This is a genomic window from Empedobacter sp. UBA3239 (assembly GCF_002362875.1).
GTDB lineage: Bacteria > Bacteroidota > Bacteroidia > Flavobacteriales > Weeksellaceae > Empedobacter > Empedobacter falsenii_B.
Genome location: NZ_DEVJ01000016.1, coordinates 38,476 through 51,226, shown reverse-complemented (window position 1 = coordinate 51,226; position 12,751 = coordinate 38,476). Strand labels below are relative to the sequence as shown.

The 12,751-nt window shown below is 31.6% G+C and carries 10 protein-coding genes; 6 read left to right on the top strand and 4 right to left on the bottom strand.

Features of this window, described 5'->3' with window-relative positions:
• Positions 1 to 3: 3 nt before the first annotated feature.
• Positions 4 to 1,788 (top strand): endonuclease, encoded by a 1,785-nt coding sequence (locus B4G36_RS02795; protein WP_291061839.1) that lies wholly within the window; start codon positions 4 to 6, stop codon positions 1,786 to 1,788.
• Between the two features lie 73 nt (positions 1,789 to 1,861).
• Here the strand turns inward: B4G36_RS02795 and dnaJ are convergent, their stop codons facing one another.
• Positions 1,862 to 2,986, bottom strand: a complete 1,125-nt coding sequence (gene dnaJ, locus B4G36_RS02790; RefSeq protein ID WP_291061837.1) for a molecular chaperone DnaJ — start codon at positions 2,984 to 2,986, stop codon at positions 1,862 to 1,864.
• A 14-nt stretch (positions 2,987 to 3,000) separates the two neighbouring features.
• Entirely contained in the window at positions 3,001 to 3,558 is a 558-nt protein-coding gene (locus B4G36_RS02785; protein ID WP_038335626.1) for a nucleotide exchange factor GrpE, read from the bottom strand.
• Positions 3,559 to 3,879: 321 nt separating this feature from the next.
• Here B4G36_RS02785 and B4G36_RS02780 point away from each other — a divergent pair, with 321 nt between their 5' ends.
• The 5 genes from B4G36_RS02780 to B4G36_RS02760 all read left to right on the top strand — a co-directional run bounded on the left by B4G36_RS02780 (position 3,880) and on the right by B4G36_RS02760 (position 8,252).
• The gene (locus tag B4G36_RS02780) at positions 3,880 to 4,800 is read left to right on the top strand and encodes a helix-turn-helix transcriptional regulator (RefSeq protein WP_286475919.1); all 921 of its coding nucleotides are present in this window, start codon (positions 3,880 to 3,882) and stop codon (positions 4,798 to 4,800) included.
• Between the two features lie 141 nt (positions 4,801 to 4,941).
• On the top strand, positions 4,942 to 5,649 hold the full coding sequence (locus B4G36_RS02775; RefSeq protein WP_291061833.1) for a hypothetical protein: 708 nt from the start codon (positions 4,942 to 4,944) through the stop codon (positions 5,647 to 5,649).
• A gap of 64 nt (positions 5,650 to 5,713) precedes the next feature.
• On the top strand, positions 5,714 to 7,264 hold the full coding sequence (locus B4G36_RS02770; RefSeq protein WP_291061831.1) for a toxin-antitoxin system YwqK family antitoxin: 1,551 nt from the start codon (positions 5,714 to 5,716) through the stop codon (positions 7,262 to 7,264).
• A complete protein-coding gene (locus tag B4G36_RS02765) occupies positions 7,254 to 8,024 on the top strand; it encodes a hypothetical protein (protein WP_291061829.1) in 771 nt (256 codons plus the stop codon). Before B4G36_RS02770 ends, B4G36_RS02765 begins: the two co-directional genes overlap by 11 nt.
• 27 nt (positions 8,025 to 8,051) lie before the next feature.
• Positions 8,052 to 8,252: a peptidase gene (locus tag B4G36_RS02760; RefSeq protein WP_291061827.1), complete on the top strand. Its 201-nt coding sequence runs from the start codon at positions 8,052 to 8,054 to the stop codon at positions 8,250 to 8,252.
• Positions 8,253 to 8,481: 229 nt separating this feature from the next.
• On the opposite strand, the gene B4G36_RS02755 is transcribed toward B4G36_RS02760, so the two are convergent.
• Together B4G36_RS02755 and B4G36_RS02750 are read right to left on the bottom strand one after the other, a co-directional pair.
• On the bottom strand, positions 8,482 to 10,920 hold the full coding sequence (locus B4G36_RS02755) for a TonB-dependent receptor (RefSeq protein ID WP_291061825.1): 2,439 nt from the start codon (positions 10,918 to 10,920) through the stop codon (positions 8,482 to 8,484).
• The gene (locus B4G36_RS02750; RefSeq protein ID WP_291061808.1) at positions 10,868 to 12,559 is read right to left on the bottom strand and encodes a M23 family metallopeptidase; all 1,692 of its coding nucleotides are present in this window, start codon (positions 12,557 to 12,559) and stop codon (positions 10,868 to 10,870) included. The genes B4G36_RS02755 and B4G36_RS02750 overlap by 53 nt, the downstream gene beginning before the upstream one ends.
• Positions 12,560 to 12,751: the final 192 nt, after the last annotated feature.

The window sequence follows — 12,751 nt, the reverse complement described above, 5'->3', positions numbered from 1 at the left end:
AAAATGAAATTGAAATTTACTTTTTTATCATTTGCTTTAGCATTATTCGCACAAGCTCAAAAAGCACCTGCGTATTACTCGAGCATTAATTTTAGCAAGACGAAGAATGAGTTGAAAAATGATTTTGCTAAATTAATTACTGATACTCATAAGCAAAATGTTTCTTATTCAGCAGGTTTGAAAAATTTATTTCAAACAAGTGATGCCGATCCTCAAAATCCATCTAATTTATTGTTGGTTTATGGATCTCAAAGTTCTGGTACACATCAAAGAAGTCGTGCTTTTTCAGGATCTTGGAATAGAGAGCATGTTTATGCAAAATCTAAAGGAACACCAAATTTAGGAACTTCTGGACCTGGATCAGATGGACATCATTTACGTCCTGCTGATGTCACATTGAATAGTACTCGTGGAAGTTTGCTTTTTGATGATGGAGTAGGAGCAATGGCAATGAAAACGAGTCGTGGTGGTTGGTATCCAGGTGATGAATGGAAAGGAGATGTTGCGAGAATTTTAATGTATATGTATGTACGTTATGACAAACGAACTTTACCTCTTAACATTACTTTTGGACCAAGTACATATTCATCAGATTTCCCTGATATTCTTTTGAAATGGAATGTAGAAGATCCTGTTTCGCAATTTGAAATTCAAAGAAATAATGTTGTAGCGAATGTTCAAGGAAATAGAAATCCATTTATCGATAATCCATATTTAGCAACTGTTATTTGGGGAGGTCCTAAAGCGCAAAATAATTGGCCAGAATCTTTTGGTGAAGAAGGAGGTTCTGAAGAGGATACTGAAAAACCTACTGCACCAACAAATTTAGCTTCAACAACGATTACGCCATCAAGTGTGTCGTTAACTTGGACAGCTTCTACAGATAATGTAGGTGTTAATAGATATGATATTTATGTAGACAATACATATAATACAACTGTTTATAGTAATAACGGAACAGTTTCTGGATTAAATTCTTCAACAACTTATTCTTTTTATGTTGTTGCAAAAGATGCAGCTGGAAATAAATCGGATAATAGTACTGCAATTCAAGTAACAACAAAAGAATCTAATATAGGAGGAGGTTCAGGAGAAGGAACAAGCTGTGGAACAGAGGATTTTGAAAATATTCCATCTACAGGAAGTACACCTCCAGCATCATCTTATACAGATAGAACTTGGTCGAATAGAGGAATTGTGTGGACTGCAACAAATGCAAGAACAGACAAACAAATTTATATCGATGGAGATAGTAATAAAGCAATTTGTATTAGAAAAGGAAATTTAAAATCATCTACAATTTCTGGAGGAATAGGTTCTTTATCAGTAAAAACATATCTTCCTTTTGCAGATTCTGATGGATTTTATACATTAAAAATTAATGGAGAAGTAAAAGGACAAATACCTTATTCTAAAACAGCTAAAACAACAAAAATTGATAATATTAATGTTGAAGGAGATGTTGTAATTGAGTTGATAGATGAAACTTCAAATAACCGTGTTTCTTTTGATAATTTATCATGGACTTGTTACGAAAAATTAGCAACAGATGAGGTTAAAAAACAAAATAATAAACTAGTTATTTATCCTAATCCAGTTAAAAATCATGAATTTGTTGTCAATGGAATTGAAAATAAAGAAACAATTCAAATTTTTACTATCAATGGACAATTGGTTCAAACGATTCAAAATGTAACAAATAATTCTAAAGTTAGATTAAATAAACTACCTAAAGGAGTTTATATCGTTAAAACGAAAAATCAATCTAATAAGATTATTGTAGATTAATAACTATCATCTTAATGATAAATAAAAAAATCCATCTCATTTGAGATGGATTTTTTTGTTATATATTTTTCAATTACTGAAACATATCTTTCACACGTTCAAAGAATGATTTTTCATTTTTCGAAGGTTCTGGTGAGAAATGATCATCGTCTCTCATTTTTTCAAAATACGCTTCTTGGTCTTTCGATAAATGAGTTGGTGTCCAAATGTTAACATGCACAAATAAATCACCTTTTCCGTAACCATTCAAATCTGGTAAACCTTGACCTTTTAAACGTAATACTTTTCCTGATTGAGTTGCTTTGTCAATTTTAATTTTTACTTTTCCATTAACCGTCGGAATTTCTTTCGAAGCACCTAAAACAGCATCAGGAATAGAAACATACAAATCAAAATGTAAGTTGTTTCCATCACGTTTTAATGTATCGTGTTCTTCTTCTTCAATCAAAACAAGTAAATCACCAGGAATACCATCAAAAGGCGCATCGTTACCTTTTCCGCGAACTTGCAATTGAATTCCTTCTCTTGCTCCAGCTGGAATTTTAAGGTCGATTGTTTCCTCAATTTTGATTAATCCTTGATTATTTGCTCCTGAAGGAATTTTGTCAGCAACTTTTCCTACTCCTTGACAAGTACCACAAGTTGTAGCAGTTTGCATTTGTCCTAAAAATGTGTTGGTAACACGAACTTGTTGTCCAGAACCACCACAAGATGGACATGTTTTAGATGTAACGCCATCTGCTTGTTTGAAACGTTTAACTTTTACTTTCTTTTCGCAACCGTTCACCATTTCTTCTAAGTTCAATTTTACGCGAATACGCAAATCAGAACCTTTCATTCGACGTGGACCACGAGATTGACCTCCAAATCCGCCACCGAATCCTCCGCCTCCAAAGATATCGCCGAAATGAGAGAAAATATCCTCCATATTCATTCCGCCGCTACCGCCGAATCCTCCGCCAGCAGCTCCGCCCATTCCTGCATGTCCGAATTGGTCGTAACGTGCACGTTTGTTGTCGTCGCTTAAAACTTCGTAAGCTTCTGCAGCTTCTTTAAATTTATCTTCTGCCTCTTTGTCACCAGGATTTTTGTCAGGGTGATATTTGATGGCAAGTTTACGATAAGCTTTCTTGATATGCTCTGATGTTGCAGATTTTTCGACCTGCAATATTTCGTAATAATCTCTTTTTGATGACATTTTCTTAATCTAAATTATAATCCAACAACAACTTTCGCGTAGCGAACTACTACATCATTTAATAAATATCCTGTTTCTACAACGTCTACAATTTTACCTTTCAAATCCTCTGTTGGAGCAGGAATTTGAGTAATTGCTTCGTGTAAATCTGTATTGAAATCGTCTCCAGGTTTTACTTCCATTTCTTTCAAACCTTTTGCACGTAACGTTTCTACTAATTTATTATTGATTAATTCAACTCCTTGAAGTAAGTTGTCGTCTCCAGATTTTTCAATTTGATTGATTGCGCGTCCAAAATCATCTAAAACAGGCAATAATGAAGTGATTACCTCTTTATTTGCTGTCTTGAAAATATCCATGCGTTCGCGCGATGTACGTTTTTTGAAGTTGTCAAACTCTGCAAATAAACGTAAATATTGGTCTTTTTCTTTTGCTAATTGTTCCTTAACAATTTCTAATTCTGACTTTCCAGCAGTTTCTTCTTGCGGTTGTTCTACAGTGTTATCACTCTCTTGAACGTTTTCTTGAAGATTCTCGTTTTCTAATTCTTCGTGTATATTTTGGTCAGACATATTCTTATTAGTTTTTTTGTTTCTGATTGAATCAAATAGTTTGCCAATGCCCATTATGTGTCGTTTTGTCAGATTTTAAATAAAAAAGAAGCACTTCTGTCGCGAGAAGTGCTTCGGTAAATGTATAAAGTTTTTTTGATTTGAGTTTTACTTTGAGGTTGCGAAGTTGAAATGAATTCAACTTGACATAGGGTTTAAAAATTTATTTTAAAATAAAAGTACACGAGCAAATAAAGTTTTTCGAAAAATAATTTTAAAATAAAAAAAAACGGACATTATTTGTCCGTTTGTTGTTTTATGTTTGTCTTAAAATTACAAAATATGGCTAAAAGAGAACAAATGTTTCGGTTGATGAATATATCAAACTATCTAAAATCAAAACCAAATGGTGTAACATTTAGAGAAGTTCAACTTTATTTAGAGGAAAAGTATAATGATGGAGGATTTGACAGCGACTTAGCTTTTAGTGAAAAAACTTTTAAGCGAGATCGTAAACTGCTTTGTGACCTTTTTAATATAGAAACAAAATTTAATCGTTCGACAATGCTTTATCTGATAGTTGATGATGTTGAGTTTAATCAAACCATTTTCGACATTTTGATTTTGATGAATGCTTATAAAAAAACTTCCGATCAAACAAATATCCTACTTTTTGAAAAGCGACAAGCTTCTGGTTTAGAGAATCTTGATGGTTTTATTTATGCAATTAAAAACTCAAAAATAATTAGTTGTACTTATACTAAATATTGGGAAGGAATTCCGATTGAGAAAGTGTTAGAACCTTATGCAGTCAAAGAATTTAGAAATCGTTGGTATTTGATTGCAAAAGATCGAAACGATAAAGACTTTACTTTGAAAACGTATGGATTGGATAGAATCAAAAACTTAGAAATTCACTCTTCTACTTTTATAAAGAATAATGACGTGAATATTGAAGAGATGTTTGTCAATTCTTTTGGTATTATGTCGACATTAGGAAAAGAGCCAATCAAAATAACGCTGTCTTTGATTCCGATGCAAGGAATGTATGTCAAATCATTACCTATTCATCATTCGCAAAAAATTCTTATTGATAACCAAAATGAGTTGAAATTGGAATTAAATTTAGTTCCAGAATATGATTTTTATCAAGAATTATTAACGCATAACGAAAGATTATTATCACTAGAACCAAAAGCTGTAAGGGAAGAATATCTTAAATTTTTGGAAGTAGGATTGAATAATCTAAGGAATCAAAAATAAAAACTTCAATTACGTGAAACCGTAAAGGAAGCTTTGATAAATAAAATACATTTGAAAAATATTAAAAATTAAATAAATATTTCGAAAACAAAGAGACGTGTTTTGTCCGATTTGAGTATGAAATTTAATGAAAATTAGAGAATGAATCTAAATAATACAAAAGAGGATAAAAGACTCAACCAAATTTCAACTTTAACTTGGTTACCTTGGATTGGTGAAAATTATTTTAATCAACACAAAAGATTGTTGATTATTGGAGAATCACATTATGCTGATGGAGAAACGATGGATGCTTTTCAAACAAATCTGAATTTATCAGCTAAAAATGATTTTACACGAAATACAATCTATCAAACACAAATTCAAAAAGCATACGAACATAAACCGTTGAAAAATCTATTTAGTGCTTTATTTGGGAATAAACTTATTGATGAAAATAAATTATGGAGCCAATTGGCTTATTATAATTTCGTGCAACGAAGCATGAATTACAGCAACATCAATAATAGTAAAAATACAGAACAACCGACAATAAAAGATTTTGATTTAGGATGGGAGACTTTTGTTGAATTGGTGAAAATTCTAAAACCAACAGATTGTATTTTTATTGGTGTTCGTGCTGCCGAACCTTTCGAGCGTATGATGGATAAATTAAATATTCAACGAACTGATCGCATGGTTCATCCCGAAATCAATAACGTGAGCCCACGTACGGCATCTATCGTTATAGATGGACAACAAATCAACCTTACTTTCATCAAACATACTTCTGCTTATTTTTCGCCAGAGGCGTGGAAAGCGTTTTTGGAAGAGAAGAATGGGGAGGTTATAAGAAATTTACAAACATAAATGCAGGATTATAATAAATCCATACTAATATGAATGATTTCAAACAATATAAAAATAAATAACAATGAATGAAAATATCCAATATCTATTAACTGGCTTAATAGCTCTAATCATTATCTCATGTATAGTATTCTACATTATTAAAAAAAATAAAGGAGTAAGAATATTTTATGAGAATAATAAGCTTCGTCACAAATATTTTATTGATAAATCTTCTAACCTTAAAAAAGATCTTGAAACATTTTATTACCGAAATGGTAATTTAAATAAAGAACAAAGATGGGTTAATAATATGTTAGAGGGAGAGTGTAAAATTTATTATCCAACAGGGGAGTTATATATTCAGTCATTTTATGAAAATAATCTTTTAAATGGAGATTATAAAATTTTTGACAAATTTGGTAACATCATACAACACGAAATATATCAAATAGGTAAGTCTATCTCTATTATTAAAGAATTAACTACTAATCGATATAACGAAGAAGCTATTGCACTAAATAAATCTATAATTTCAGATGAGGATAAAGAAATATTTGAATCGATTAAAGAGACTTATCTTGAAGTTAAAGAAGTCGAAGAAACTAAAGATAATGGAGTTAATAAAAAAGGAATATTAGGAGGTGTTAAAAAAATAACTAAAGTAGTTACTGGGATACAAGCATATCAAAATAGAAAAAGTTCTCTTAATCTAAAACAAGCTTGTGAAATATATTATGATGAAGCTCAAAAATTAACTGAAGGAGCTCGAAAAAAATTAAATTTATCCATAAATGAATTTGGTAAATATAGATTAGAATCTTTACATGCAACAACTGGACGATTCTTAGGTATTTTAAAAGATATGAATAAAGAAAGTAGTATCAAAGAGTATGAAATATTAGATAATGTCGGTATAAATACAAACGCTATCCAAAAAATGGAACGTTTAGATATGGAAGCAACTAACGCTTTAAAAAGCACTGCTACAGTTGGGGTTTTAGGTGCTGCTGCTGCTATGGGAACTCCGGCAGCAGTAACAAGTGCAGTTGGAGCATTAGCTACAGCATCAACTGGTACAGCAATTAGTACTCTTAGTGGTGCAGCAGCAACGAACGCAACTTTAGCTTGGTTAGGAGGAGGTAGTTTAGCTTCAGGTGGAGGAGGTATGGCATTAGGTGGTACTGTTTTATCAGGCTTAACTATGGGAGCTACAGCAGGTGTTGGGATAATCGCAGCTGGTTTAATTGCATCTACATATTATTCAAAAAAATTAACAGAAGCAAAAGAATTTCAAAAAGAAGTGGAAACTCATGTGGCAGATATGGAATTATTGTGGACAGTATTGGAAAATATCAAAAAGAGGACTGATGAACTAAGTGATGTTACCAAAAAATTAGAAACAAGACTTAAAACAGAATTAGAGTTTTTAGAACCTTTAGCAATTGATTTTTCGACTGATATCATTTATTACAATACAACTTTTCAACGAGTTGGTTTACTAGCTAAATCAATGAGTGAATTAGCACAAACACCTCTTTTAGATGAAGAAGGAAATACTTCAATTAAATCAGCTCAAATTATACAACAAACAAATAAAGTATTAAATACAAAAATCACAAATCATGGGAGATAATTCAATTTTTAATATAGGGAAAAGCATTTTTAATGAATTAAAAGATAAACTTATAGAACAAGGTAAAGATACTTTGCAAAATTCTAAAGATGAAATTCTTCAGAAGAGTAAAGAAACAATCCTTGATGTAACTAATGATAAAGTCAATAAATATTCTAAAGGAAAAATTAATTTAAATTCATTTATAAATTCAATAGATAACAAAGAACAAGAACAATCATTAGAACCTAATCTTGATAATGCAATAAATAAAAGAGGGAATAATTCTAATGATAAAAATCCATTACATATAATTGTAGATTCTGAAGATGAAAAGTATAGGAATGGTGACCAGTTTGAAAAATTATTAAATAATAATTTAGAAAATTTAAGTGTAAAATCAATTAGTAATCCTAGTGAAGCAGCATTTGTTTTAAAAGAATTAATAACTTTAGCAGGAGAAGTTGAAAAATTTTCTGAAGTTCAGAAAACAAAACGTAAGGAAATAGAAGCGCAAAGAGATGCTTATGTAGCAAAAATAAATGCTCAAAAAGTAGTTATGCTTGCATATTTAGATAGAACATTTGATGAGCGTAAAAATAATTTCGAAAATCTTTTTAAAATTGTGGATCATGCATTAGAAAATAATAATATGCAACAATTAGCTTTAGGGTTAGATAGTATAAATAATTTGGCTGCAACTTCCCCTTTTAAAGATTTGACAAGTATTCAAGATACAAAAAATGCGCTTGAAGATAAAAATCATGTTTGGGATATTTAATCGAAAAAAAACTATAAATCAAATCCTATGTCAACACACTTATACAAAGTAACTGCTGTAAAAGTATACGGTAAATTAGCAAAAGGAATGGCAGTTGAGATTGTGATTCGTAATGCGTCAAGACCACCAAGTCAACGAGAAGTAATTGATGCTATTAATCAGAAATATGGTTCAGGTACGGCTGTAAATGGGCTTAGCTTATCTAATTTTAGTATTGTAAAACAATAATCTATTTTCAAATAGAATAAAAAATATAATCCCCAATTGAATTTGGATTTGGCCCAAAAAGTTAGACACTTTTTGGGGTATTTTTATTTGTCAGATTTTAAATAAAAAAGAAGCACTTCTGTCGCGAGAAGTGCTTCGGTAAATGTATAAAGTTTTTTTGATATGAGTTTTACTTTGAGGATGTGAAGTTGAAATGAATTCAACTTGACATAGAGTCTTAAAAATTATCTTAAAACTTAAAATTAATTTTTCCATTCAAGAAACGTCCTGTCAAATAATTTGGCATTGTGTAAACTGCATTCGAGTTTACGTCACGAATCCACGAATTACTGATTTCATTTTTGATATCAAACACATTGAAAACGTCTACACCAATCGAAATTTCTTTGAAATTACTCCAAAATGTTCCTTTTGATGGTTTCAATTCTTTTTGATTAATTAATTCTTTCACAAAACCAATATCTACACGTTTGTAATCTGTCAGAGTTGTTTGATAATTATATGGATCTGCAAATTGTGGTGCTCCGTTTGGTAATCCAGAAGCATAAATCAAATTCACATTCACTTTGAAAGATGGTAAAAACTCCATGTAATCTTGGAAAAATGCCGATAATTTGAAACGAGGATCTGTTGGTAATGGAATATTTCCTTTGTCATCAATATTTTGATAAGCGCGCGCATACGAAGCCGAGAACCAAGAATCAATACCAGGAACAAACTGCCCAAATAAACGCATGTCAAGTCCATACGCATAACCTTTCGAGTTGTTGTCTGCCGTATAACGAATTCTCACATTGTCCACATAATATGGATTCAAATCGTTTAAAATTTTGTAATAAACCTCAGTAGTTAATTTGAACGGACGATTCATCCATTTGAATTCGTAATCGTTTCCAAGAATAAAATGTATCGATTGTTGCGATTTTACTTTATTATTCAAAGAACCATCTAAACGACGAATTTCGCGATAGAAGGGAGGTTGATAATAAATACCTGTCGAAATACGGAACAACATATCGCTTTCCCAATCTGGTTTAACAGCGATTTGAACACGAGGCGAAATAGTTGTTTCTTCGTTAAAATCCCAATAAGCCGTACGCACACCAGCATTGAACAATACTTTTGAATCATTCCACATAAATTTGCTCGTATATTGCGCATAACCTGAAATACGATTTGTTTTTAAATTATTTTTAGAGTTCACATAATAACTTAAATTCAAACCATTTCCTGGATTTGGATTCACAACATATCCTGTCGAATCGATTGCTTGCCATTCACCTAATAAATCACGAATATCTTCTTGTTGAAATTTTGCACCCCACTCAATATCATTGTTTCCATTGATCTTATATTTTCCTTTGTGTTGAATTCCAGCAACCAACGCATCAAAATTATTTCGTGCATGATCGATTTGCGAACCAACATCATTCGTAGAAGTTGCAAAGCCTTTTTCGTCTACTTCGGAAATGAAATAAGAACCTTGAATATCAAAATATTCGCGCTCTTTCGAATGATAAGCAAAAAGATCTAACCCTAAATCTACTTTAGAATTTGGTTGATATGTAAATGATAAACTTCCTGTTTCTGTCGCAAATTTATCATCTTCTTTTCCGTCATAAAAAACAGTTAGCAACAACGGCGTATCCATTGTATTGATATAAGTTTCACGTTTTATAGGAAACATTTCGTAGCGCGAACGCGACATTGTTCCCAAAAATGCAACATTCCATTTATCATTTAATTTATAATTGATATTGGCTTGTACATCGTAATATTCAGGATTGAAATTGGTATCACCTTTTAAGGTATTCAACACTAAATTTCTGTTTTGATAGCGCGCTCCAACAATTGCTGAAAGTTTTTTGTCTTTAGAACCTCCGCCTAATGTCAAACTTCCGCCCATTAAACTTGCTTCTAATTGTCCTTCAAATTTAGTGGGACGTTTGTAGGTAACATCTAAAACAGAAGACATTTTGTCGCCGTATTTTGCTTCCCAACCACCAGCAGAAAAGTTGATAAATTGCGTCATCGCAGGATTTACAAAACCTAAACCTTCTTGTTCGCCAGAACGAATCAATTGAGGTTTATAAACTTCGATTCCGTTAACGTAAATTAAATTTTCGTCATAATTTCCTCCGCGAACCATATATTGCGAACTCAATTCTGTATTCGAATTTACGAAAGGTAACGTTTTCAATAAATCGGCAACTCCGCCAGTCAAACTTGGTCCTTGTTGCATTTGCGCAGCACTCAAAACGGTACTTTGCAAAGGTTTATTTTTATTAGATTGAAAAGAAATTGTTGCTTCACCTAATTCAATCGCATTGGTTTGATCAGGAACTAATTGAACAAAAATTTCTTTCTTGTTTTTATCTTTTAGCGTAAATATTTGTGCAAACGAATGATAACCATTGTTGTTAAAAGTTACGGTAACGGAAGAGTTTGATGGAATATCTATTTTGAAATTACCATTTTGATCCGTAAAATAAGATTGATCGTTGACAATAATCTCAGCTTCACTAATTGGAATTCTATTTTCGTCGACAACTTTACCATTAATTTGCGCAGTTTGAGCAAATAAAATTCCACCCAAAAGAGATAAACTTATGGTACTAAGAAATCTTTTTGAATGTTGTAGAGTACGTTGCTGTGTTGTTTTTTTCATCTTTCACGTTTAATTCTAATTGATGGTCACCAACCGAAATCTGTTCTTTGTTCAAATTAATCGATAATCGTTTAATTTTTTGATCATATTCGGCTAAAACCCACTTACCATCGATATAAGCTTTATAATCTTTTATCCCAGATTGTGCATCATCAATTGTAAATTTGATAATAGCATTAGCTTGAGTAAATTGACTATCTGATTTGATATTTAACGGAGTAATTGTCGGTTTAGTATTGTCAATTAAAATAGAAAAAACGCCAAAATCTTTTGGATTTGCAACAAGCTTTCCATTTTTGAGCTCTGTTGTTAAATAATCTTTTTTCCAAGCACCTCTTTTTTGATATTCGCGTACAATAACAGCTTTGTCCAATTGCGCTGTCGGAATGTCAGCAGTAGGTTCTATTGCTAACGTGTAAGTTTGATGAACTGGCATATAATAATCGCCCACCCAATGTTTACCATTCGAGAATTTATAAGCTAAATCAAAATCTTCATAAAAAATATTTTTAGGGAAAAATATTTCGATTCCATCAGATTTGAAATGATTTTCTTTGTTCCACAACATTGGATTTGTTTCAGGAAGTTTTGCAGAATCTACAAATGCTTTTCCATTAACTGTAAAAGATTGCGAAGATAAATTTCCTGCATAATCAGAAACGTCAATTTTTACTTTGTACGATTTTCCTTCTTCAAGCTCTAAAATTCCATTGTTTTTTAGATTTGAATACATTCTGACAGGATTCCCATCTTTCACAAATCCTTGATACACCCAACTATTATTTTTCTGAATATCGCCATAATCGCAAACTGTATTTATAGCTCGCGCTTCATCAAACGAAAAACGATTAGAAGTAAACGTATAAATCGGTTCATCATTCACATAAATATTAATTTGATGAACTCCATTGTTATTTTCTGCTCCATTGTGTTTGTCATAGGCTTTTACACCAAAACCTATTGCGCCAGAGGCAGAAATTGTACCTCCATTTGCCACAACAACACGATTGATTTTTTGATTCACATCGCCATAAATTGGATAAGCATATAGGCCTAAAATAGATGGTTTTCGAGTATCAGGCAAATCAAAACCGAAGTAAAAAGGATTAATTGGTTCTTCTGTTTTGGTATCACGAATTTCGAAATGTAAATGTGGACCTCCAGAACCTCCAGAATTTCCAGAAAGAGCAATCAAATCTCCCATTTTTACAGGAAGCTCGTTTGGTTTTGGATGTAATTCTATCTTAAACGTTTCGTTTGCATACTGTTGTTTACGTACATATTCTTGCAATTCGGGCGCAAATTCTCTCAAATGCGCATAAACAGAAGTATATCCGTTTGGGTGATCGATATAAAGTGCATTTCCATAACCTGTTGGCGAAATATTAATGCGAGAAATGTAACCGTCTCCAACCGCTTTTACTTTCAGACCTTCTCGTTGTTGAGTTTTGATATCAAGCCCAGCGTGGAAATGATTGGCACGTAATTCTCCAAAATTACCAGCTAAATAATTGGTAATTTCTAAAGGATTTTGGAAGATATTTTTTGGATATGTTTCAGATTTTGGTTGTTCTGCTCGTTGTCCAAAAACAACAGAACTTAGTAATAAGTTTAGGAAAATTGGCTTAATCACTTTCATTTTTTCTTTTCAATAATTAACAAATCAGTTAAAAGTAAACTAAATCTTTTACAAACCTCCTTAATCTTTTGAATTTCTGAAAATTATTTGGAGATAAATTTTTGTAAAATAAAATTAAATAAATGATTATCAATATTTTGTATTTGTAAAATAATAAACAAGTAAAAGAAAAGGATTTTAGTGAATGATTGA